The 23,022-nt window shown below is 58.8% G+C and carries 23 protein-coding genes; 17 read left to right on the forward strand and 6 right to left on the reverse strand.

Annotated elements, in window-relative coordinates; translation table 11 throughout:
• Window positions 1-8 precede the first annotated feature (8 nt).
• Window positions 9-761 (forward strand): ABC transporter permease, encoded by a 753-nt coding sequence (locus MHK09_RS02835; protein WP_250412613.1) that lies wholly within the window; start codon window positions 9-11, stop codon window positions 759-761.
• A 27-nt stretch (window positions 762-788) separates the two neighbouring features.
• Window positions 789-2,102 carry a DUF4921 family protein gene (locus MHK09_RS02840; RefSeq protein WP_040425276.1) on the forward strand — a complete coding sequence of 438 codons (1,314 nt, stop codon included), beginning with the start codon at window positions 789-791 and terminating at the stop codon, window positions 2,100-2,102.
• A 16-nt stretch (window positions 2,103-2,118) separates the two neighbouring features.
• Here MHK09_RS02840 and yaaA read toward each other — a convergent pair whose 3' ends face one another.
• Complete coding sequence (gene yaaA, locus MHK09_RS02845) at window positions 2,119-2,841, reverse strand: peroxide stress protein YaaA (protein WP_250410048.1); 723 nt, start codon at window positions 2,839-2,841, stop codon at window positions 2,119-2,121.
• Window positions 2,842-2,872: 31 nt separating this feature from the next.
• On the opposite strand from yaaA, the gene MHK09_RS02850 reads away from it, so the two are divergent.
• The gene (locus tag MHK09_RS02850; protein ID WP_250412614.1) at window positions 2,873-4,642 is read left to right on the forward strand and encodes a proline--tRNA ligase; all 1,770 of its coding nucleotides are present in this window, start codon (window positions 2,873-2,875) and stop codon (window positions 4,640-4,642) included.
• A 40-nt stretch (window positions 4,643-4,682) separates the two neighbouring features.
• Window positions 4,683-5,045 (forward strand): DoxX family protein, encoded by a 363-nt coding sequence (locus MHK09_RS02855; protein ID WP_250412615.1) that lies wholly within the window; start codon window positions 4,683-4,685, stop codon window positions 5,043-5,045.
• A gap of 120 nt (window positions 5,046-5,165) precedes the next feature.
• On the opposite strand, the gene MHK09_RS02860 is transcribed toward MHK09_RS02855, so the two are convergent.
• Both MHK09_RS02860 and MHK09_RS02865 read right to left on the reverse strand, forming a co-directional pair.
• Window positions 5,166-5,495 (reverse strand): transglycosylase family protein, encoded by a 330-nt coding sequence (locus MHK09_RS02860; RefSeq protein ID WP_005325184.1) that lies wholly within the window; start codon window positions 5,493-5,495, stop codon window positions 5,166-5,168.
• A gap of 182 nt (window positions 5,496-5,677) precedes the next feature.
• Complete coding sequence (locus tag MHK09_RS02865) at window positions 5,678-6,529, reverse strand: DUF4439 domain-containing protein (RefSeq protein ID WP_225746808.1); 852 nt, start codon at window positions 6,527-6,529, stop codon at window positions 5,678-5,680.
• Window positions 6,530-6,567: 38 nt separating this feature from the next.
• On the opposite strand from MHK09_RS02865, the gene rimP reads away from it, so the two are divergent.
• The 4 genes from rimP (at window position 6,568) to infB (ending at window position 11,517) form a co-directional block, all read left to right on the forward strand.
• The gene (rimP, locus tag MHK09_RS02870) at window positions 6,568-7,107 is read left to right on the forward strand and encodes a ribosome maturation factor RimP (RefSeq protein WP_005325182.1); all 540 of its coding nucleotides are present in this window, start codon (window positions 6,568-6,570) and stop codon (window positions 7,105-7,107) included.
• Window positions 7,108-7,130: 23 nt separating this feature from the next.
• Window positions 7,131-8,147, forward strand: coding sequence for a transcription termination factor NusA (gene nusA / locus MHK09_RS02875; RefSeq protein WP_005328685.1), 1,017 nt, complete (start codon window positions 7,131-7,133; stop codon window positions 8,145-8,147).
• Window positions 8,148-8,231: 84 nt separating this feature from the next.
• Complete coding sequence (locus MHK09_RS02880) at window positions 8,232-8,579, forward strand: YlxR family protein (protein WP_005328683.1); 348 nt, start codon at window positions 8,232-8,234, stop codon at window positions 8,577-8,579.
• Window positions 8,580-8,685: 106 nt separating this feature from the next.
• The gene (gene infB, locus MHK09_RS02885) at window positions 8,686-11,517 is read left to right on the forward strand and encodes a translation initiation factor IF-2 (protein WP_250412616.1); all 2,832 of its coding nucleotides are present in this window, start codon (window positions 8,686-8,688) and stop codon (window positions 11,515-11,517) included.
• Between the two features lie 129 nt (window positions 11,518-11,646).
• Here the strand turns inward: infB and MHK09_RS02890 are convergent, their stop codons facing one another.
• Window positions 11,647-12,087, reverse strand: a complete 441-nt coding sequence (locus tag MHK09_RS02890; protein ID WP_005325175.1) for a hypothetical protein — start codon at window positions 12,085-12,087, stop codon at window positions 11,647-11,649.
• Window positions 12,088-12,326: 239 nt separating this feature from the next.
• The gene (locus MHK09_RS02895; protein ID WP_250412617.1) at window positions 12,327-12,710 is read right to left on the reverse strand and encodes an alpha-amylase inhibitor; all 384 of its coding nucleotides are present in this window, start codon (window positions 12,708-12,710) and stop codon (window positions 12,327-12,329) included.
• A gap of 259 nt (window positions 12,711-12,969) precedes the next feature.
• Between MHK09_RS02895 and rbfA the strand changes: the two genes are divergently transcribed.
• From rbfA to MHK09_RS02920, 5 genes are all read left to right on the forward strand, one after another.
• Window positions 12,970-13,413: a 30S ribosome-binding factor RbfA gene (rbfA, locus tag MHK09_RS02900; protein WP_150851478.1), complete on the forward strand. Its 444-nt coding sequence runs from the start codon at window positions 12,970-12,972 to the stop codon at window positions 13,411-13,413.
• Window positions 13,414-14,376 carry a DHH family phosphoesterase gene (locus MHK09_RS02905; RefSeq protein WP_250412618.1) on the forward strand — a complete coding sequence of 321 codons (963 nt, stop codon included), beginning with the start codon at window positions 13,414-13,416 and terminating at the stop codon, window positions 14,374-14,376. It abuts the gene before it with no gap.
• Window positions 14,377-14,396: 20 nt separating this feature from the next.
• Window positions 14,397-15,713, forward strand: a complete 1,317-nt coding sequence (locus tag MHK09_RS02910; protein ID WP_250412619.1) for an MATE family efflux transporter — start codon at window positions 14,397-14,399, stop codon at window positions 15,711-15,713.
• An 86-nt stretch (window positions 15,714-15,799) separates the two neighbouring features.
• Window positions 15,800-16,612, forward strand: a complete 813-nt coding sequence (locus MHK09_RS02915) for a metallophosphoesterase family protein (RefSeq protein WP_250412620.1) — start codon at window positions 15,800-15,802, stop codon at window positions 16,610-16,612.
• Window positions 16,609-17,283, forward strand: a complete 675-nt coding sequence (locus MHK09_RS02920) for a 4'-phosphopantetheinyl transferase family protein (protein ID WP_250412621.1) — start codon at window positions 16,609-16,611, stop codon at window positions 17,281-17,283. Before MHK09_RS02915 ends, MHK09_RS02920 begins: the two co-directional genes overlap by 4 nt.
• On the opposite strand, the gene truB is transcribed toward MHK09_RS02920, so the two are convergent.
• On the reverse strand, window positions 17,280-18,173 hold the full coding sequence (gene truB, locus MHK09_RS02925) for a tRNA pseudouridine(55) synthase TruB (protein WP_250412622.1): 894 nt from the start codon (window positions 18,171-18,173) through the stop codon (window positions 17,280-17,282). The two genes, MHK09_RS02920 and truB, sit on opposite strands and share 4 nt — an antisense overlap.
• A gap of 23 nt (window positions 18,174-18,196) precedes the next feature.
• Between truB and MHK09_RS02930 the strand changes: the two genes are divergently transcribed.
• The 4 genes from MHK09_RS02930 to MHK09_RS02945 all read left to right on the forward strand — a co-directional run bounded on the left by MHK09_RS02930 (window position 18,197) and on the right by MHK09_RS02945 (window position 22,981).
• Entirely contained in the window at window positions 18,197-19,219 is a 1,023-nt protein-coding gene (locus MHK09_RS02930) for a bifunctional riboflavin kinase/FAD synthetase (RefSeq protein ID WP_150851288.1), read from the forward strand.
• Complete coding sequence (locus tag MHK09_RS02935; protein WP_250412623.1) at window positions 19,220-20,152, forward strand: nucleoside hydrolase; 933 nt, start codon at window positions 19,220-19,222, stop codon at window positions 20,150-20,152.
• Window positions 20,153-20,321: 169 nt separating this feature from the next.
• On the forward strand, window positions 20,322-20,591 hold the full coding sequence (gene rpsO / locus MHK09_RS02940; RefSeq protein ID WP_005278802.1) for a 30S ribosomal protein S15: 270 nt from the start codon (window positions 20,322-20,324) through the stop codon (window positions 20,589-20,591).
• Between the two features lie 143 nt (window positions 20,592-20,734).
• Window positions 20,735-22,981, forward strand: a complete 2,247-nt coding sequence (locus MHK09_RS02945; RefSeq protein ID WP_250412624.1) for a polyribonucleotide nucleotidyltransferase — start codon at window positions 20,735-20,737, stop codon at window positions 22,979-22,981.
• The last annotated feature ends 41 nt before the right edge of the window (window positions 22,982-23,022 follow it).

Raw genomic sequence — 23,022 nt, forward strand, 5'->3', positions numbered from 1 at the left:
AGATTTCTATGAATACTGTGGTTTCAGAATCCCGCAAACTCTTTTCCCTGCGCTCTACCTGGGTCTACCTCGTCATCGTGGCACTCGGTATGGCCGCCGGCGGCGTGCTCATGGCCTGGGGCTATGAATTCAACGGCAGCGTGGATGGCAAATTTCAATCTAGTGATGTCTTAGCAGCTAGTGACCTCGCCATGGTGGTGATGATCTTTGCCTCTGCGATGATGGTCGGCGGTGACTTAGGAAAAGGAACCGTTGCATGGTCTTATCTTTCATCCAACCGCCGCGTTGGCATAGTGCTCAGCCAATTCTTAGTCATCCTGGTATCACTCTTGCTCGCGGCCACACTGGGTATAGCTGTGGGAACTTTGCTGATTGCGGCATTCGGCGGCGATATTGACTTCACAAGCTTTTATGAATGGCCGGACTGCAACCGAGTGGTGTTTGCTTACCTGGAATGGGCCGGCTTTAGCCTGCTGGCTATGGGGCTGGCTTACCTCTTGCGTAGCGGCACATTTGCCGCAATGATCCTCGTGGTGGAATTCTTTGTCGTAGAAACTGCGCTTATGGCATTTGATACCTCCTGGGCAGAAGCGTTATTGGGCTGCCTGCCCTTCGCCAATATGCAGACCTTGGTCCTGGGTAGCGATTCGGGCCCCTTGGACCATTCCCGTGGCGTATCGGCTTTGATTCTGGGCATCACGCTGGCAGTCTGCGTCGGCGGTGCGTGCGCAGTGTCCCGCCGTCGGTCCGTCGCCAAATAACTCCCAGAACTAACTACGCTGGTGGGCATGAGTGATGCACTTTTTGCCCGCATAGAACCTATCCAGACCATGCGGGATGGCACGGTCAAGCAGGTCAACCCGTTCTCCGGGACCGAAGTGTGGACCGTGCCGGGCCGCGGCAACCGCCCGCTGTCCACGCCAGTGGCTAACCCGCAGCCACTGCAGGAAGAAGACTTCACCCACCGCTGCGCCTTTTGTTCAGGGCGCATGACTGATACCCCGCCGGAAAAGGCCCGCATCCTGCCGTCCGGCGGGATTGTGCGTGGATTGCCCTTGAGCGAATACGGCCACACCGTCCCGGCCTTTCGCCGCATTCCAAATCTGTTTGAAATCGTCTCCTTTGACTATTGGCACGCCAACTACGGCTTCGACATGGATGCTGAGACCCGCCAACGCATGGACAACTACCTTGCAGATCCTGCCGGCCGTGAACATGTGCTCAATATCGTGCGCACGAAGCGAAAGGCAGCGCACCTGCCCGAGGCAAGCGACGAGGAACTTATAGAACAGGCGGCGGGCTTTTTCGCAGGTGGCCACGACGTCATCGTGGCGGGCCGCCATTTTGAGCGCGGTGCACAGGATGATTCCCAAGTGGTATCTTCCGGCACCCTCAGCGCCGAAGAGCACCTGCTCTTTATGCAGCTGACTATTGACGCCATGCGCGACCTCTACGAACGCAACCGCTACGCACCCTATGTGGTGGCCTTCCAAAATTGGCTGCAGCCAGCCGGCGCCTCCTTTGAGCACCTGCACAAGCAACTCGTTGCCATCGATGACCGCGGCATGGCCTCCCACCGGGAGGTACAGATGCTGCGCAGCAATATGAATATGTACAACGAGTGGGCGGTGGACTATGCCGCTAGCCGCAACCTCATCATTGCGGAAAACGACCATGCCGTCCTCTTCGCCGGCTTTGGGCACCGCTATCCCACCTTGGAGGTCTACTCCAAGTCCGCGACCTGCGAGCCGTGGCGGCAGTCGGAAGAAGAAATCCGCGCCATGAGCGACCTCGTCCATGCTGCCCACGCTGCTGTCGGCCGCGAGGTTCCCTGCAATGAGGAGTGGCACCACAAGCCTGCCGATGTCGACGTCGCTCAGCCATGGCGCATTCTCATCAAGCTCCGCATTTCTACCCTTGCCGGATTCGAAGGCGGCACCAAGATTTATCTCAACACCATCTCGCCCTGGGATCTGCGTGATAGGGTAGTTAGCCAGCTTTATTCCTTGCGCGAGTCCGGACATGTTGCCCGCTCGGTCCGCGTGGCTACCGAATGTTCGGTACAGCGCAATAGCCTGCTGTATAACCCGCAGCTGCGCTAAGCGGGCAGCGTTGGGCTCAGCGCTTGACGACGAGCGTAAGCTCACTCGACCCAGGCCCCGGCTCCTCAACGGTCATACCCGCGGCGCGCGCGATGGCGGCAACGTCGGCGGCGCTATAGGCGTCGGCAGGCGAGAGCGCCAACTCGCGGGCTAACAGGCCCTTGTAGTGCTTATTGAAGTGGCTGACCACCTTGCGCGATCCATCGTCCTGCACGCTTTCCACCCGTACCGTTACCGCATCCTTTACCCGGCCGAGCTGCTGGTAAGTGCCCGAGCGCAGATCCACAATAAGCTCGTCCACCCCCTCGAGCGCCTGCGTAATCTGCTTGCCCCAGCGCGACTTCATGGTGCGGCCGCCAAGCTTCGAGCCACCCGAAAGCCGGTAATGCGGAATGGGGTCGCTGGCGCGGAGGACACCAAAGAGGGCGTCGCCAATAGCAAGGCGATCCCATGTGGGCAGGGAAGGGGCATCCAAGGCATCAAAAAGCACGCCGGTATAACGCAACACGGCCGGCATGGTGGGGGTGGTAAAAAGCCCCTGGTTGGATTCGGCCTCACCGCGCAGCTTTTCCGAAAGCTTGAGTACCTCCATGGCCTCGTCTACCGGAAGAGACTGCAGCTCAGCGGCAATTTCTCGTCGGGTGGCATGCAATTGCGGAAAGGACAGCTGGCTGAAGTTCAGGGGCTGTCCCGTACCGCCATGGGCCTTAGTTTCTGAAGGAGGGAGGATAATGAGCATATATACAGGGTAGCGGGGTATATTTTTGTGCATGATTACCCGCCTTTCTGAACTATTTCTCCGAACCCTTCGTGAGGACCCCGCCGATGCCGAGGTCCCTAGCCACAAGCTGCTCGTACGCGCCGGTTATGTACGCCGCGTCGCGCCGGGCGTGTATACCTGGCTGCCGTTGGGTTTGCGCACCCTGCGCAAGATTGAAGATGTAGTCCGTCAGGAAATGGACGCCATTGGCGGCCAGGAAATGCTATTTCCTGCCCTGCTGCCGCGCGAGCCTTATGAAAAGACCAACCGCTGGGTGGAATACGGCGATAACCTCTTCCGCCTCAAGGACCGCAAGAACGCAGATATGCTGCTTGGCCCTACCCATGAGGAAATGTTTGCCAGCGCGGTCAAGGATATGTACTCCTCCTATAAGGATTTCCCGGTCACGCTGTATCAGATTCAGACCAAGTACCGCGATGAGGAGCGCCCCCGCGCTGGTGTGCTGCGCGGCCGCGAATTCACGATGAAGGATTCTTACTCCTTCGACATGACCGATGAGGGATTGGACGAGTCCTACGGCCGCCACCGCAAGGCGTATCAGAATATCTTCAACCGCCTAGAGATCGATTACGCCATCTGTAAGGCAACCTCTGGTGCCATGGGTGGCTCCGCTTCCGAGGAATTCCTCGCCGTCTCTGAGGTAGGCGAGGATACCTTCGTGCGCTCCACCGAGGGCGACTACGCAGCCAACGTCGAGGCCGTGGTGACCCCAGCACCGGCGGAAAAGGATATCGAGGGCCAGCCAGAGGCACAAGAGCATGACACCCCGGGTGCCGAGACCATTGAGAAGCTGGTCGAATGGGCCCAGGGCGCCGGTATTACCGTCGATGGCCGCGAGGTAACCGCCGCAGACACGCTCAAGTGCATGATGGTCAAGCTCTACCACCCGTCCGCAGAGAGCGAAGAGCGCGAGTCCGAGTTGGCGGCGGTTCTCATCCCTGGCGACCGCGAGCTGGATGAGAAGCGCCTTGAGGCCGCACTCGAGCCGGTGGAGTTTGAGCTGGCCGGGGACAAGGACTTTGCTGACAATGACTTCTTGGTCAAGGGCTATGTGGGCCCGCGCGCTTTAAACGCCAATGGCATCAAGGTCCTGGCCGATCCGCGCGTGGTCAAGGGTACGGCGTGGATTACCGGCGCCGACGCGAGCGAGCGCCACGTGGTTGGCTGCGTGGCCGGCCGCGATTTCACCGTGGATGAGTTCATTGAGGCCGCAGAGGTTAAAGAAGGCGACCTGGCTCCTGAAAACCACGGCACCTTGACCTTGGAGCGCGGCATTGAGCTCGGTCATATCTTCCAGCTGGGCCGCAAGTACACCGAGGCCTTCGATGTCCAGATTTTGGACGAAAACGGCAAGCGCGCCGTTCCTACCATGGGGTCCTATGGCATTGGCATTACCCGCATGCTGGCCGTCTTGGCCGAGCAGCGCCACGACGACAAGGGCCTCAACTGGCCGGTTGCCGTCGCTCCTTACCAGGTACACGTAGCCGTTGCCAACAAGGATGCAGCAGCCATGGAGGCCGGCGACAAGCTGGTAGAAGAGCTATCTGCCAAGGGGCTCGAGGTGCTCTTCGATGACCGCCCAAAGGTCTCCCCGGGCGTGAAGTTCAAGGATGCAGAGCTCCTTGGCATGCCCTTCGTGGCTATCTTGGGCCGTGCCTTCAAGGACGGCAAGATTGAACTGCGCATCCGCGGGGGAGAGACCCTCGAGGTTCCGGCCGAGGACATCGTGGACAAGATCCTCGAGCTCGTGCGCGGCTAATTGTCCTCGCACGGGCCTGCGGCGTGGTACCGTGGAAGGTATGAACTTTCAAAAGAATGGGCTTTCCACGGTGCTTTTAGCAACGGGCGTACTGCACTTTGTGAAGCCGAAGACTTACGAATCCGTTGTCCCGCCGCAACTGCCAGGTCCTGCGCGGTTCTATAACTTTGCTTCGGGCCTGTGGGAGATTGCCACCGGTGCCTTGCTTCGCCGCCGCGCCACCCGCGGCTTCGGAGGTGCCTCCGCACTCGCGCTCTTTGCAGCGGTGTGGCCAGCCAATATGTACCACGCCTGGATCGAGCGCAAGGCAGGGTGGCCAAAGAAGCTCTACCACATCATCCGCCAGCCGCTACAGGTGCTGTTGATGATGTATGCCTGGAAAATCGCCAAGCATGAGGCCTAAAGCCGCCTTGGCTGCATGCTAGCCAGCTAGGTCAAGCACAAAACCGGCCTCCTCCCTTACTCCGCGGGGTTTAGCGGGAAGGGGAGGAGGCCGGTTTCGTGTTAAATGCCGAAGCTAAAACTAGCCGGCGACGGGGCCGCCGCAGTTAGGCCAAGCGCCAGCACCCTGGGTGGCCAGGACGTTTTCGGCCACGGCAATCTGCTGCTCGCGGGTTGCCTGGTCAGCGGTCGGGGCGTACTGAGTGCCGCCATTGGCAGCCCAGGTCTGCGGATTGAACTGCAGGCCGCCCTGGTAGCCGTTTCCGGTATTGATGTGCCAGTCACCGCCGGACTCGCAAGCAGCTACCTGATCCCAAGCGCTAGCCGGTGCGGCGGTAGCAGCAGGCGCGGCCAAGCCAGCAAGGCCGAGTGCCGCGGCGGATACGGTCAACATGGTCTTCTTAGAACGCATTGAGAGGAAACTCCTTCTCTTTGTGTCTGTTTAGCTTGCGGAATCTCCTGCAAGCTCATGGTGAACCAACCTACGCACGCTAGAGGAGCCGAAGCAATGCATAGGGCCGTAGAGGTTGCTGCCATTTCGCTGGCCCGTTGTCAGGGGATAGACAGGTGGGGGCTGGCCGGGGCGGCAGTGGCCTAGTGCATGCCGTGGGACTCCGCCGCGATGCCAATGAGCCACGTAACCCATTCCTGATCCGGGGATTCTTCTTGCGCTGCACCTGTGGCGGCGGCGGACCACTTGCGGCCGTCGTGTTCGGCAAGGCCATCGATAAAGGCCAGCGCGGAAGCAGAATCGTGGGGCAGTTCTTGCTCTCCGGAAGTATAGGCCGACTCTGGCTGCGGAATGTTGCCGTAGCGGGCTAGTGCATCCTGGAGGGCGTCGATGCGGCGATGATGAACAGCTAGGCGATGATCCACCTTGTCCTCGTGCTCGGGGCCAACGTAGGCGCGGGCGAAATCTAGACCGAATACCTGCTCATACTCCCAGCTCAGGAGATCAGCAGCGCTTTTTTGCTCTGGTTGGGAAAGCTCGGGGATATCCGGGGCATCGCCAGGCAGCCAGGCATTGAGCGCGATGGCCTGCTCGGTAACTAGGACGCGCGATTCAACGGTGACTTCATCGGCCGCCTCTGTCGTCGCAGAAGCGGCATTTTCCATAATTTCGCCAGAGTCTGCGGCGTGATTGGCTTCGGTAGGGCGCTCTACCTCGCAGGAGCGTGGGGGATTGCCAGCATCATCCGTGCCGCATAGCCGTGTAATTTCGGCATACAGGGCGTCCGCCTGGGAGCTGCGCAGCCCTGCGGCATGGTCGTCGACGCCGCTGAGGGACAAGGCGTCGGTAGCGGCGGCGTCGGCAAGCGCCAGCAGCCTGCTTTCTGGCCGCGGGCCAAAGTAGTCGACGACGGAATCAACCGCTTGGCACCCAGCCAAGGTGGGCAGGGTGGCGGTTGTGGCTACGAGGGCTAAAGCTAAACGTCGGCGGTTCACGCAAAAGACTGTACCCCGTAGCACGTAGGCTAGTGCACATGGCTTTCCCAGATGCACAACAATTGACCGATCTCCTGCAACCCAAACTGGCTGAGCGGGGATTGGACGTAGAAGACATTAAAACCACCAAGGCGGGAAAGAAATCCCAGGTCATTATCCGTATTGATGGTGATAAGCGCCCTAGCTCCGATGTGTTGGAGGAAGTATCCAACGAGATTTCTGCCTTCTTTGATGACAAGGAAGCGCAGGGAGAGCTGAACTTCGGTGCGGGCTATACCTTGGAGGTCTCCACCCCCGGTGTGGACCTGCCGCTCACCGCCCCGCGCCACTGGCGTCGCAATCGGGGACGCAAGGTCTCCTTCGACCTTGGCGATGGCAAGACTCAATCGGCGCGCATTGGCGCGCTTAACGACGCCGCCGATGCCGTAATCCTCATCACGGCAAGCAAAAAGGACGTGCAGGCGCGCGCCGAACGATTGGAAAACATTGCCCGGGCAGTGGTAGAAATTGAGTTTGCACAGCCGTCCGAACAGGAGTTAGAGGCAGTGCGCAAGACGTTTGAAGAAGCCGAGAATTAACCGGCAACCGAGAGGAATGACAAGTGAATATTGATCTACAGGCACTTCGTACCATCGAGTCCGAGCGCAACGTCCCCGTAAAGGACTTGCTGGAAGCGATTGCGGGTGCCTTGTTGTATTCCTACCTGGATTACCGCGAGTCTAATGCTGGCGGCAAGGTAGAAGGCGCCAAGTCCCGCGTCGATATCGACGCCACCACCGGTGCGGTCAGCGTCATTGTCTCGGAGCGCGACCCAGAAACTGGGGAAGTAACCACCGAATACGATGACACCCCGGAAAACTTTGGACGCGTGGGCGCACAGGCCGTGCGCGAGGCCATCCTGCGCAAGCTGCGCGAGGCCGAGGCAGAGCGCACCTATGATTCCTACTCGGAGCTCACCGGCCGCGTTGTCAGCGGCATCGTCCAGCGCGATGCGCGCGCTAATGCCCGCGGAATCGTCGTGGTCCAGCTGGGCTCTGAGCTGGAGTCCCAGGACGGCATCTTGCTGCCGGCCGAGCAGATTCCGGGTGAAAAGCTCGAGCACGGTGACCGCATTAAGGCCTATGTCGTAGGCGTTAATCGCAATGGCGCCCAGGTACAGATCAATCTCTCTCGCACTCATCCGGAGCTGGTGCGTGGCCTTTTTGAGCTTGAAGTTCCAGAAGTTGCCGATGGCAGCGTAGAAATGATTGCCATTGCCCGCGAGGCAGGCCACCGTTCCAAGGTGGCCGTTGTGGGCCATGCCAAGGGCCTGAACGCAAAGGGAGCCTGCATTGGCCCGCGCGGTCAGCGCGTCAACAACATCATGCGCCAGCTCGGCGGTGAAAAGATTGACATCATCGACTTCAGCGAGGATCCCACGGTCTACGTAGGCAATGCCTTGGCCCCCTCGAAGGTGGTCAAGGTTACCGTTGTGGACAACGAGGCGCAGATCGCACGCGTGGTGGTGCCGGATTACCAGCTGTCCCTGGCTATTGGTAAAGAGGGCCAGAATGCCCGTCTTGCTGCCCGTTTGACCGGTTGGAAGATCGATATTCACTCGGACGCTGACGCTAATTAAGGATCTGCGCTTTTGTAGCGTAGGCTAGTAAACGGCCCAGTTGCAGATTGGGGCATATTGGCGACGCGAAAAGTAAGGAGTTGGATGTCTGAGAGGCAAAGACTCCGGACCTGCATCGCTACTCGCCGCCGCCTGCCAGATACGGACTTGCTACGGGTGGTCATCGACCACGATGATCCGCACGGCCGCCGTCTGGTAGCAGATCCACACCGCCGGCTTCCCGGCCGCGGGGCGTGGATTAGCCCCACACTTTCTGCACTCGAGCTGGCGGAGCGCAAACGCGCCTTCAAGCGCGCGCTTCGCACGTCCGCACCCGTGGACACAGGTCAGGTACGGCAGTACTTGGAAGCGCATAGCGGACAGGTACCTAGCGCGGACAATGCCGCGTTAGATTCGTACGAACCAGAGTTACAAAGGAAGACCGAACACTGATGAGCGCACAACGATGAAGCATCAGCGATGAAAGTCCTACACACCTAACTAGGGGTCTGGCCAGTTTCCGCGGCCTTGACTCCTAGTCGATACCAAGAGGAGACAAGTGCCCGGAAAGCTACGTGTTCACGAGCTCGCAAAGCAGCTCGGAGTAACCAGCAAGGAACTGCTCGCCACCCTGAAGGAACAGGGTGAGTTTGTAAAGACTGCTTCTTCCACCATCGAACCGCCGGTGGTTAAGAAGATGCGAGCACATTATGAAGCACAGTCCGGCGGCGATGACGCCGCCGAGAAGAAGCAAGACAATAAGCCTGCCAAGGGTGCCGCTAAGAGCACCGCAAAGGCGAGCGCCCCTAAGCCGGGCGCGAAGTCTGCTGCCCCGAAGCCGGGCGCAGAGGCGCCAAAGCCAGGCGCGAAAGCCGCTGCCCCGAAGCCCGGCCAGGGCGCACCGAAGCCGGGACAGGGTGCTGCTAAGCCCGGCGCAAAGCCAGCTGCCCCGAAGCCGGGCGCACAGGCCCCGAAGCCTGGTGCTAAGGCTGCCGCACCGAAGCCAGGCCAGGGCGCACCGAAGCCAGGCCAGGCTGGCGGCAAGAAGTCGGGCGAGCGTCCGACCCCAGGCAACTCCATGCCTCGTCCTATGCCGAAGCCAGGCGGTTCCCGTCGCGTAGCCAATAACCCGTTCTCCACGGGTGGCGGCGACAACCGTCCGGGCCCTCGCCCAGGCGGCTCCAAGGGTCAGCGTGGCGGCAATAAGCCGGGCGATAACCGCGGTAAGCGCGGTGGCCAGAACGAGGGCGGAAATAACCGTCAGGGCGGCAATAACCAGGGTGGCGGCGGTCGCCGTCCATCCCCGGCTATGATGCCGTCCCACCCGAACCCTGCGTCGATGCCGTCTAAGGCACCGAGCGGCGGTGGACGCGGCGGCCGCGGTCGCGGCGGTCATGGCGGACCAGGCCACGGTGGCCCAGGTGGCGGCCGTCCAGGCGGTTTCCGCGGAGGCGGACGCGGCGGACGTCGCGGTGGCACCGCAGGTGCATTCGGCCGTCCAGGTGGCGCTCCACGCAAGGGCAAGAAGTCCAAGCGTCAGAAGCGCCATGAGTACGAGGAGCAGCAGAAGCACGTCGTAGGCGGCGTGCGCTTGCCAGACGGCAAGGGCCAGACCGTCCGCCTGCGTCGCGGTGCATCCCTGTCTGACTTCGCCGAGAAGATCGGTGCGGATCCAGCAGCACTGGTGCAGGCACTGTTCAACCTCGGTGAAATGGTGACGGCAACCGCTTCCGTATCGGAAGATACGCTGCAGCTGCTCGGCTCCGAGATCAACTACAACGTTGAGGTCGTCTCCCCTGAGGATGAGGACCGCGAGCTGCTCGAGTCCTTCGACCTGAAGTTCGGCGAGGACGAAGGCGGCGAGGAAGCACTGGAGAATCGTCCTCCAGTCGTCTCCGTTATGGGTCACGTTGACCACGGTAAGACCCGCCTGTTGGACGCCATCCGTAAGACCAACGAGGGCGCCCGCGAGGAAGGCGGCATCACCCAGGGTATTGGTGCCTACCAGACCACGGTGGACGTGGACGGCGAGCGCACCATCACCTTCCTGGATACCCCGGGTCACGAGGCCTTTACCGCCATGCGTGCCCGTGGTGCTAAGTCCACCGACTTGGCCATCCTCGTGGTTGCCGCCGATGACGGCGTCATGCCACAGACCGTGGAGGCCATCAACCACGCCAAGGCCGCCGATATTCCGGTCGTCGTGGCTGTGAACAAGGTGGATAAGCCGGAAGCTCAGCCGGATAAGATCCGTGGCCAGCTCACCGAGTACGGCCTGGTTCCGGAAGAGTACGGCGGCGACACCATGTTCGTGGATATCTCCGCGAAGCAGGGCAAGAACATTGACCAGTTGCTTGAGTCGGTTATCTTGACCGCGGATGCCGCCTTGGAGCTGACCGCTAACCCAGACATGGACGCACAGGGCGTGGCCATTGAGTCGCACCTGGATCGCGGCCGTGGTCCGGTGGCAACGGTCATCATTCAGCGCGGTACCTTGCACGTGGGTGACTCCATCGTCGTCGGTGATGCGCACGGTCGTGTCCGCCGCATGCTTGATGAATTCGGCGAAGATGTCGAAGAGGCTGGCCCATCCCGTCCGGTGCAGGTTCAGGGTCTGTCCGGTGTGCCGGGTGCAGGCGATAACCTGCTCGTGGTGGAAGATGACCGCGTTGCCCGCCAGATTGCTAACCAGCGTGATGCTCGCAAGCGCTCTGCCCTGCAGGCAAAGCAGCGCAAGCGCGTCTCCCTGGAGGATCTGGACAAGGTATTGCAGGAGACTTCGACCCTCAACCTCATCCTCAAGGGCGACAACGCCGGTTCCGTCGAGGCACTGGAAGATGCCCTGCTGGATATCAAGACCGAGGACGAAGTCGAGCTCAACATCATCGACCGTGGTGTCGGTGCTGTGACCGAGACCAACGTATCTCTCGCAGCGGCTTCCGACGCCGTCATTATTGCCTTCAACACTCGTGCGGAAGGCAAGGCAACGGAGATGGCTACCCAAGAGGGCGTGGATATTCGTTACTACACGATCATCTACAAGGCCATCGAAGAGGTCGAGGCTGCGCTCAAGGGCATGCTCAAGCCGATTTACGAGGAACGCGACACCGGTGCTGCCGAAATCCGCGCCCTGTTCAAGTCCTCCGCGGTGGGTACCATCGCCGGCTGCATGGTTACCGAGGGCAAGGTTGTCCGCAACGGCAAGGTTCGCCTGCTGCGCGATAACAACGTCATCACTGCCGACGCCAAGATTGAGTCCCTGCGTCACGAAAAGGACGACGCAACCGAGATCAAGGCCGGCTACGAGTGCGGTATGGTGCTCTCTTACCCGGATATTCAGGTAGGCGACATCATCCAGGCCTACGAAGAGGTCGAGGTTCCGCGTACCTAGTCCGCAAGCGGCGTAAATAAAATCGCCAGGTGTTTCCCCGATTGGGGAAGCCCTGGCGATTTTATTTGCAGCTTCTGCTGAACTTTAGTATTTAAACTATCTAGACAGGTTTACGACAAGTTGGGTTTGCTAATGCGTGCCTTGTTTAGCAGAGAAGTTGAGGAATGCAAGAAATTTTTCGGCCTTGATTTGGGGCTCACCAAGCAGGTCGAATACCCAGTCCTCAAGTGGGAGCATTTCCTTGTTGCCATCGTTGAACCGAAGGCCGATACTATTTTCCGTAGCCTCGCCGTGGGCCAAGTCCGACCACGTTCCAGTGCGTTTCGAAAGTAGCCATTGGCCCAAAACGTAGGTGATTCCTATTCTTCCTTCTTCGGCTTTTGTGCTGGAAGTGAGCAACCTGTGCAGTACCACTTCACTAATCTGTTCTTGATCGTTTAGCCACTCTTGCGTGAGTTTAGCCCTTTCGAGGCAGCTTGCTGCTTTGTTCGGAGCATCGGCGTGAAACTCATTTAAAGGCTGGGGCGTGACGCTCGCTGTTTCTGGCTTAGATTGGTTTTGGTCTTGCAAATCCTAGGTCCTTAGATGCCATACTCCGTTTCCCCAGTTGCTTTCGTAATTGCAACTTGCTCTTCTCGCCCAATTAGCTGTCGCTGGGTCTTTACGTAACTCCTTCAGCGATCTTTCACACTGATCTTTTGTGTCATAAAGGAAGTTTCCGATGTCGGCGGTGGCAATATTTGAGGAAAGAAGGAGGGAAAATGCTGATACAATCGCGATGATTAGGGTCCTCATTCTGCTGCGTGTATCTAGCATTCTTGAATACCGTCCATTCGCTTTGTCGGAGACCATTCAAAGTTCCTCCGCGAATGTGCTTTTACCAACAGGCATTGTGTGTCGAAATCAAATGCAACGATTACTCTGACGTTCATATCAAAATCGCAATCGTTATAGACTTGAATTGCGCCCTTTTCCTTCTCAGAATGAATGCAAGCAGGAACAGGATTTCCCGGGCTTCTTTCCCCTGTGGAATATGGTTGCAGGCTTGGGGCGCCGTCAGAATCTACATTGAGAATGACGAATTGAGGGGGATCGTTAAGCGTTTCATTTGTGGCAGAGGCTGGAGGGACTGCAAAGCCGCCGAGGATACAAGCGGCTGTAGTGATCGATGCGGCTATTTTATAAGGTTTCACGTTTCTCCATTCAGGCTCGTGGTGGGGTGAAACACTTTTGACCATAGTTTCGGAAACGTTTTAATTCAAGGGATCCATAAGATATATATATGGTTTTATTGCATGTTCGAGATCCTCAGAATTGCCTTCATGTGCAGTTAATTTTCTGCCACAGGACATGCATGCGGAGTAATGTAAGATGGACACAATTTTATAGATCTTGGTAGAGATTTATAGATCTTGGTAGAGATCGATAGTTCGACGGAGAGGGAGTTGCACCATGGTTGACCACGCGCGTGCTGCACGAATGGCCAAGCGTATTAAGGAAATCGTGGCGAGTGCCATAGAACGCGAGATCAAGGATCGCCGCCTCGAGTTGGTGACCATCACAGATACTCGAGTGACGGGCGACCTGCACGATGCCACCGTTTTTTATACCGTGCGCGGAAAAGACATCGACTCCGAGCCAGACTTCGCTCAAGCAGAAGAAGCCCTCAAGCGCGCTAAAGGTCAACTGCGCAAGATTGTGGGTGATCAACTCTCGGTGCGGTTTACCCCGACGCTCACCTTCGAGGTCGATACCGTTCCGGAGGCCTCCGCTCATATGGAAGAACTTCTGGCCCGTGCTCGCGCCCGCGATGAAGAACTGGCAAAGCTGAAGGAAAACGCCCAGCCGGCAGGGGATGCGAACCCGTATAAGACCTCCGATGAAGACGAGGCTTAAGTGACTAAGAAGCAATACCAGCCGGCAGTTGCCGCTTTGCATGATGCTCATAGCATCTGCATTGTGACGCACCTGCGGCCGGATGCCGATGCCATCGGCTCTGCTGCGGCGTTGCTGCTCGCGCTGCGCCAACGGGGCAAAGATGTGTGTGCCGTTGTGGGCCAGGAGCGGGAAATTTCCCGTAACCTTTACACCATTCCTGCCGCCGACGACGTCACCACTAGTCGTGAGCTGCCGGAAGGCTATGACCTCTACGTCACCGTTGATTGTGGTTCTTTGGACCGAACGGGCTTTTTTGCGGATCGGATTGAGCAGCTAGCCCAGCAGGGCCGGGTTCTGTGCATTGACCATCATTCTTCTAACCCAGGGTTTGGTGCCATCAATGTGGTGGACACTGAATGTGAATCCACCACCGTGGTGTTGCTGAGAATCCTGGATTCACTGGAGATTCAGATTGACCGTCATATTGCACACTGCTTATATGCCGGTTTGATGACCGATACTGGCAGTTTCCGCTGGGGTAGGCCGGCTATGCACGATATTGCTACCCGCCTCATGCACTACGATCTGGATACCAAGCAGATCGCAGCTGACCTGTTAGATTCCACCACTCCGGACGATCTTCAGATGATCGGTAGGGTATTGGCCGGTTTGCGCCTCGAAGAAGCAGGGGAGCACACCCTAGGCATTCTCGTCGCGCGGCTGGAAGATATCCAGGGACACTCCGATTCGGCTGTCGAATCACTAGTGGAGTTCGTTCGCGCGCTTGAAGGAACCACCGTCGGCGTAGTGTTTAAGGAACAAGCTCCGGAGGTGTGGGCAGTTTCTTTGCGTTCTTCTCGCATCGATTGTTCTTCGGTAGCGCTTACTTTCGGCGGCGGCGGGCATATACCGGCCGCGGGGTATACCGCTCACGGGGCTCCGGAAAAGATTATTAAGGAATTGGTGGCCGCTATCCAATGAGAAATAGGCAGACGGATGGAATGAACGCTCAGGATCGCTCCACCGCTGGCACGGTAACCGCACGCGAGGTCTTTGGCCTCGCGTTTCCCGCGCTTGGCGTACTTGCGGCCATGCCGCTCTACCTTTTGCTAGATACCGCGGTTGTTGGTCGTCTAGGTGCCCAAGAGCTCGCCTCGCTTGCTGCAGCCACCACAATTCACTCCGTGGTCACGACGCAGTTGACTTTCTTGTCTTACGGCACGACCGCTCGTTCTGCTCGGCTCTTTGGCTCCGGCAAGCGCGAAGCTGCGGTTGCTGAAGGCGTGCAAGCCACCTATGTGGCTCTAGGAGTAGGCGGGCTGCTCGCGGTAGTCATGTGGATTTTCGGCGGAGTATTTGCCCGTGCTCTCACTGGTGATCCCACTACAGCCGCCGGGACGGCCTTGTGGCTGCGCATCGCAGCTTTGGCTATTCCCGTTACTTTGGTGGAGATGGCCGGAAACGGCTGGATGCGCGGTGTCCAAGATACGAAGAAGCCACTGTATTTTACTTTGTCTGGCATGATTCCCGGCGCTATTGCGGTTCCCATCTTCGTTCATTTCTGGGGGCTGGCAGGCTCGGCCATTGCCACGGTATTAGGCATGAGCATTATTGCTGCGCTATTCGTCCGCGAATTGCACAAGGAACACACCGGCTCCTGGCAATTTCAGTGGCATGTGGTACGCGAACAGCTCATCTTAGGCCGCGATCTTATTTTGCGTTCAGCCAGCTTCCAGGTGGCCTTTCTTACCGCTACGGCTGTGGTTTCCCGCGTTGGTACCGCTTCTTTGGCTGGTCACCAGATCATGATGCAGCTGTGGAACTTCATGTCCCTCATCTTGGATTCGTTGGCCATTGCCGCGCAATCATTGACTGGTGCGGCCCTTGGTGCTGGCTCTGCGCGGCACGCACGCAGTGTGGGCAGCAAGGTGGCGTTGTACTCTACGATTTTCTCTGGCCTCTTGGCCGCCGTATTTGCCGCTGGTGCAGGGATTATTCCGCGCATTTTTACCTCCGCTCCAGAAGTGCTCGATGCCATCTCCCAGCCGTGGTGGATCCTGGTAGCCATGGTTATCGGCGGTGGCGTGGTCTTCGCCTTCGATGGCGTCTTGCTGGGCGCGGGCGATGCTGCGTTCCTGCGCACGCTGACCATTTCTTCGGTCCTAGTGGGATTTTTGCCGGGCGTTATCTTGGCGCACTTTATGGGCACAGGCTTAACCGGCGTGTGGTGTGGCCTCGCCGCCTTCATTGCTTTCCGTATGGTGGGTGTGGTCTACCGGTTCCGATCGATGAAATGGGCCGTAGTGCAGGAGAGTTAGCTGCGCTAAAGTGGGCGTGTTGATACTCTCGCGCGGTGTGCGGCTACGTGCAGCGCGCAGCTTCTAGGAAGGCAGGTGAGAAACCTATGCCAACAGTGTGGGCGGTTTCTGATCTGCATGGAGCGGTCAACGCCAATAGTAAACGCATTGAGCAGCTCACTCCGCCCGATCCCGCGGATTGGCTCATCGTGGCCGGGGATGTTGCAGAACGCACCGATCTCATTATTCGTATTTTGCGCCAGCTCAATGATCGCTATGCCAGGGTCATCTGGGTGCCGGGCAACCATGAGTTATTCTCTCGCTCTCAGGACCGGTATCAAGGCCGGGATAAGTATGCGCACCTGGTGGAAAGGTGCAGGGAAATCGGAGTTATTACTCCCGAAGACCCGTATCCGGTATTTCACGGGACTACCATCGTGCCGCTATTTACTTTGTATGATTACAGTTTCCGTCCGCATGGTCTTAGCGTGGACGAAGCCATTGATGCGGCGCGCGCAAAACAACTGATGATGACCGATGAGTTTGCCATCGCCCCCTTTGTAGACGTGCGGGCGTGGTGTTGGGACAGGTTGGCCTATTCCATCAAGCGCCTTTCCCTAGTACATGGTCCTACTGTGTTGGTTAACCATTGGCCGTTGGTCCAAGAACCGACAATGCTGTTGCGCTTTCCGGAAATTGCCTTGTGGTGCGGAACCCGGCATACGCGGTCGTGGCCGCGGCGCTACAACGCAGAGTCCGTCATTTATGGGCACTTGCATATGCCGTCTCGCATGAATGTGGACGGCGTTGACCACATTGAGACGTCATTGGGGTATCCACGCGAATGGCAGGGACGAGATAGCACCCAGGCGTGGCCCTATCCGGTACTGCGTTCTTTTGAAGGGGAGGAGGCACGATGATGTATCCAGAGTTATTTCCGGAAAGTGCGCGCTATTGCTATGTGCGCACGGATTCGGGTTACGCGGATTTGGCTAATTTTGAAGAACTCGCGGCCGAAGAAAAGTCTCTCGTTTCCCAGGCAGTTGATGTGCGCAAGGCCGAGTTCGGTGATGCTCGGTGGTGTGCGCACCGAGCCTTGCAGGAATTGGGGGCCAGCCCGGCGACGCCAATTTTGCGGGGTGAGCGCGGCATGCCGCTGTGGCCCGAAGGTTTTGTCGGCTCGATGACGCACACCGAGGGCATGCGTGCTGCAGTGGTTGCCCCTACCTCAGCCTTAAAATCCGTGGGCCTGGATGCAGAACCCGCCGAACCGCTGCCAGATCATGTGCTCACCATGATCGCCCGAGCAGGGGAGATGCCGCAGCTTTCGCGGCTGCGTGAGGCAGGGATTACCTGCCCGGACCGATTGCTTTTTTGTGCCAAGGAGGCCACGTATAAGTCGTGGTTTCCCATGACCTTCCGCTGGCTGGACTTTGACCAAGCAGAAATCGACCTGCGCGAGGATGGCACGCTAATTTCCTATATTTTGGCTAGGCCCACACCGGTGCCTTTTATCACCGGGCGTTGGGTAATTCGAGACGGCTACGTTATCGTCTCCACCTCGGTTCCGGCTTTAGACTTTAGCCACTAAAGGGTAGAGGGCCGTGCCACAAATACGGTGGCCAGGCGCTTGCCTTTTTCTTTAATGAGCGCCACGGCTTGGCCATTAGGGGCCACAGCAGCGTGGACGCCCCTGAGTCCGCGGGGCTCAAGCCACTTGCCCATGGCGAGGGCGGCTGCCTCCTCCTCCGTGACGGAAAGGACGGGGAAGCAGCGAGCCAAGGCCTCATCCAAGCTGAGGGAAAGGCGAGGGGAATCGGCCAGGGCGTCGAGCGAGAGGGCGTCGGCCAGCGCAAAAGGGCCCACCTTAGTGCGGCGCAAGGCAGTCAGGTGCCCGCCCACCTGCAGCGCCTCGCCTAGGTCGCGGGCCAAGGAGCGAATATAGGTACCGGAAGAACAATCCACCGTGACGTCTAGATCGATGTAGTCGCCCTCGCGGCGCTCTGCCAGAACGTCAAACTTATCTACCGTTACTGGGCGGGCGGGAATGTCTACCTCCTGGCCCTCCCGCACCAGCTCATGGGCGCGCCGGCCGTTAATTTTAATAGCGGAAACGGCCGCGGGCTTTTGCATGATGTCGCCGGTGAGCTTGGCAATCTCTGCATCGATTGCGGCGCGGTCAATGGCCGCAGCGCTAGCGCCCCAGGAGTATTCTCCCTCGGCGTCATCGGTTGTGGTGGCGGCGCCCAGGCGAATGGTGGCGTCATAGGACTTAGTGGAGGCAACCATGTGGGCCAAGAACTTGGTGCCACGCTCCATGCCAAGGACAAGCACGCCGGTGGCCATGGGGTCGAGGGTGCCAGCGTGGCCTACCTTCTTGGTGTGAAAGTACCTGCGTAGGCGGCCGACAACATCGTGGGAGGTCATGCCGGCGGGTTTGTCTACGATGACGAGTCCGGAGTTTGCGAGCGCATCAGTCATAGCCTCTAAGTCTATGCTCTACGATGGTCTGCGTGGATATTTGGTACGGAATCGATGACATCCCCGCGGAAATGGGCCCAACGTCAGTAACCATCGGCGTCTTTGACGGCCTGCACCGCGGCCATCAGCAGCTCATCTCCGCCTGCGTGGAGCACGCACGCGCTCATGGTGAGCGCCCTGTCATGGTGACCTTTGACCCGCACCCGGTATCGGTATTCCTCCCAGAGCGTGCGCCCCTGGCGGTGCTGAGCTTTGAACGCCGACTGGAATTGGCCGAAGAGATGGGCATTGCAGCCGTGCTCGTTATTGACTTCACCCGAGACCTTGCTGGGGTGGAGCCACGGCCCTACGTAGAAGATTTATTGGTAGGAAAGCTCGCCGCACAGCACATCGTGGTAGGCGAGAACTTCACCTTTGGCGCCGGCGCCACCGGAACCGCCCAGGCTATGCAGGACTTTGGTGCCGAGTTCGGCTTTAGCGTGGAAATCGTCCCGCTGCTGGATGATGAGGGCGTGCGTATTTGTTCCACCCACATCCGTGAGTGCCTTGCGCAGGGGGATATCGAATCCGCAAACTGGGCTCTCGGCCGCCATTTCACCGTGACCGGGCCCGTAGTGCGCGGCGCAGGACGTGGTGGCAAGGAGCTCGGATTCCCCACGGCCAATCAATATTTCCCGGATACGGTGGCCATCCCAGCCGATGGTGTGTACGCGGGCTGGTTCATCGTCCACTCTGACTCCTCTATCGACGGGGACATGCGCCCTGGCGTGGCCTACGCGGCCGCTATTTCCGTAGGCACCAACCCCACATTCGGCGATGAGGAGCGCTCTATCGAGTCCTTTGTGCTCGACCGCGACGCTGACCTGTATGGCTACGAAGCTACGGTGCATTTTGTAGGCCACCTCCGCGATATGGTGAAGTTCAATTCCGTAGACGAGCTGCTTGAGGCCATGGCCAATGACGTAGCCAAGGCCCGCCAGGTGCTCGCTGCCGACGCGAAGGCGCAGGGCTGGACCGCGAAAGACTACTTCCTGCGGGAGAAATAAATGAAGGCGATTCTCGATCTTGATACCGGCATTGATGATGCCCTAGCACTGGCGTATGCCATCGCCCATCCGGACCTGGACTTAATCGGCGTGACCTGCACGTACGGCAACGTGACCGTGCCCTTGGCCGTGCGCAACACCCTGGCCCTTCTAGAGCTGCTGGGCCAAGACGATATTCCAGTCTTTGCCGGGCCTAGCCCGGATGGGTTTCGGCCAAGCGAGATTTCTTCTTTCATCCACGGCCACAACGGTGTGGGGGAGGTCCTGCTTCCGCCGGCAACCACCCAGGCGCAGTCCCAACCAGCGGCCGATTTCCTCATCGAGGCTGTGCACGAGCATGGCGATGATCTAGTAATCATTCCCACCGGCCCGTCCACCACGATTGCTGCGGCCATGCAGCAGGACCCTTCTTTTGCCGCGGCCGCGCACTTGGTGATGATGGGTGGGGCTCTTACCGTTCCTGGCAACGTCACGCCGTGGTCTGAGGCCAATATTTCCCAGGACCCGGAAGCTACCGATTACCTGTTCCGCCACACGAGCGATACCACCATGGTGGGCTTGGATGTCACCTTGCGCACCCTTTTGACCACGGCGGAGTCCGCTCGTTGGCGCGCTACCGGCACCCACGCCGGCCGCATCTTTGCGGATATGGTGGACTATTACATCCGCGCCTATGCTACGACTTCGCCGCACTTGGGCGGGTGCGGCCTGCACGATCCACTGGCCGTTGCGGTGGCAGCAGATGCCTCGCTTGTCGACGTCCTTTCGATAAACCTCAAGACTGACACCACCGGCCCTACCCGTGGACGGACAATCGCGGATGAAACGCGATTGGATGCGCCGCCCACCGCCCGAGTGGCTGTGGGTGTGGATAGTGAGCGCTTTGTGCGTGAGTTTGTGGAACGCCTTGAGACGCTCTTCAGCGAGCTCTAAGAGCACAGCCTAGGTGCCATATGGTTTTGATTTTTTCTGCCTGGGCGCTGTAAGGTGTTTGTTTGGCTTAGCGACTGCGGTTCACAGCAGTTGCGGCACGCACAAGTACTGCGCCCAGCGCAGGCTTAAGCGTCACGATAATGTGGACTGAAATAAAGGAGAAATACTCATGGCATTGACCACTGAGAAGAAGGCCGAAATCCTCAAGGAGTACGGCCTGCACGAAACCGATACCGGTTCCCCTGAGGCACAGGTTGCCCTGCTGACCTCCCGCATCAATACTTTGACCGAGCACCTGAAGTTCCACAAGCACGATCACCACTCCCGTCGTGGTCTGCTGCTGATGGTTGGTCGCCGTCGTGGCCTGCTGAAGTACCTGGCTGAGAACAATGTCGATCGCTACCGTGATCTGATCTCTCGCCTGGGTCTGCGCCGTTAATTTCGGCCCAGCTTCGGCCACCTCGCCCCGCCCTTTGGCGGGGCTTTTGTGGTTTTTCTGTTAGAATTTGACACCGTTGTCATAGACAAAATCGACCAGGCGGCATCGACGATCGCCTAAACCACTCAAGGAGACATTTTTTAATGAGCGTTCAGAACTCCGTCGAGTTCAATATTGACGAGGACTTTGGCATTACCGAGGCCATTGCCACGCTAGACAATGGTGACTTTGGCACCCGCACCCTGCGCTTTGAAACCGGCCAGTTGGCCCGCCAGGCAGACGGCTCCGTGACCACCTACTTGGACGATGACACCATGTTGCTGGCCACGACCACTGCGTCCAACCAGCCGCGCGAGGGATTCGATTTCTTCCCCCTGACCGTGGACGTAGAAGAGCGCATGTACGCCGCCGGCAAGATTCCGGGCTCCTTCTTCCGCCGTGAGGGCCGCCCTTCTTCTGAGGCCATCCTGGCATGCCGCCTCATCGACCGCCCGCTGCGCCCAACCTTTGTCAAGGGGCTGCGCAACGAGGTTCAGGTCGTTGTCACCGTGATGTCCCAGGATCCGGAAGAGTATTACGACGTCGTTGCCATCAACGGCGCCTCCGCCGCCACCCAGCTGTCCGGCCTGCCCGTCTCCGGTGCAGTCGGTGGTGTCCGCATGGCACTGATTGCTGACGATAAGCACCCCGAGGGCCAGTGGGTAGCGTTCCCGAACCACGAGCAGCACGAGCGCGCTCTCTTTGAGATGGTCGTTGCCGGTCGCATCGTCAAAAAGGGCCGCAAGGACGACGTAGCCATCATGATGGTTGAGGCCGGTGCCGGCACCAACGTTGCCGAGCGCATTGCCGACGGCGCTCCTGCACCGCAGGAAGCAGCCGTCGCTGAAGGCTTGGAGGCAGCAAAGCCATTCATTAAGACCTTGTGCGAGGCCCAGAACGGTCTGGCGGATCGTGCCGCCAAGGAAACCCAGGAGTTCCCACTCTTCCCGGCATACGGCGATGATGTCTTCGCGGCAGTGGAAAAGGCTGCTACCAAGAAGCTAGAAAAGCTGCTGACCATTCCGGGCAAGCAGGAACGCGACGACGCCACCAATGAATACATGGAGCAGGTCGAAGAAAAGCTCTTGGACCAGTTCGAAGACTTGGAAGAGGCCGATGCGTCTAAGCAGATCCGCGGCGCTTATAACGCTTTGATGAAGCAGATCGTGCGCCAGAAGATCCTCTCCGAGGGCTTCCGTATCGATGGCCGCGGCGTTACCGATATCCGTGACCTCTCCGTCGAGGTGGACCTGGTTCCGCGTGCTCACGGTTCCTCCCTGTTCGAGCGCGGTGAGACCCAGATTCTGGGTGTTACCACCCTGGACATGCTCAAGATGGAGCAGCAGATTGATTCCCTGACCCCGGTGGAATCCAAGCGCTACATGCACCACTACAACTTCCCGCCATTCTCTACCGGCGAGACCGGCCGCGTGGGCTCTCCGAAGCGCCGCGAGATCGGCCACGGTGCATTGGCCGAGCGCGCTCTGCTTCCGGTCATCCCATCCCGCGATGACTTCCCGTACGCCATCCGCCAGGTCTCTGAGGCCTTGGGCTCCAATGGCTCGACCTCTATGGGCTCTGTGTGTGCCTCCACCTTGTCCCTCTACAATGCCGGTGTTCCGTTGAAGGCTCCGGTAGCTGGCATCGCTATGGGCTTGGTCTCTGGCGAGGTAAATGGCAAGGAAAAGTTCGTCGCCCTGACGGATATCCTCGGCGCCGAGGATGCCTTCGGCGATATGGACTTCAAGGTCGCCGGTACCTCTGAGTACATCACCGCCCTGCAGCTGGACACCAAGTTGGATGGCATCCCGTCCAAGGTCCTGGCCCAAGCACTGGAGCAGGCTCGCGATGCCCGCTCTACCATCCTGGAAACCATGGCTGAGGTCATCGATACCCCGGACGAGATGTCTGGCCTTGCTCCGAAGATCACTTCCGTGAAGATCCCGGTTAATAAGATCGGTGAGCTTATCGGACCAAAGGGCAAGACCATCAACCAGATCACCGAGGAAACCGGCGCCGATGTCTCCATCGAGGATGACGGAACCGTCTACGTTTCCGCTGCTACCGGTGAGGCTGCGGATGCTGCCATCGATAAGGTCAACTCCATTGCTAACCCGCAGCTGCCGAAGGTAGGAGAGCGCTTCCTGGGTACCGTGGTAAAGACCGTTCCGTTCGGCGCATTCGTTTCCTTGACGCCTGGTCGCGATGGCTTGATCCACATTTCCAACCTGGGTGGCGACGAGCGCATCGAGAAGGTAGAAGACGTCATCAACGTTGGCGATAAGGTTCAGGTAGAAATCGCGGATATCGATAACCGCGGCAAGATTTCCCTGGTTCCGGTTGAGGACTAATCCCTAAACCCAAAGAAAAGGCTCTGCCTTCCAGTTCACTC

Source organism: Corynebacterium tuberculostearicum (assembly GCF_022347235.1).
In the GTDB taxonomy this organism is placed as follows: domain Bacteria; phylum Actinomycetota; class Actinomycetes; order Mycobacteriales; family Mycobacteriaceae; genus Corynebacterium; species Corynebacterium tuberculostearicum_F.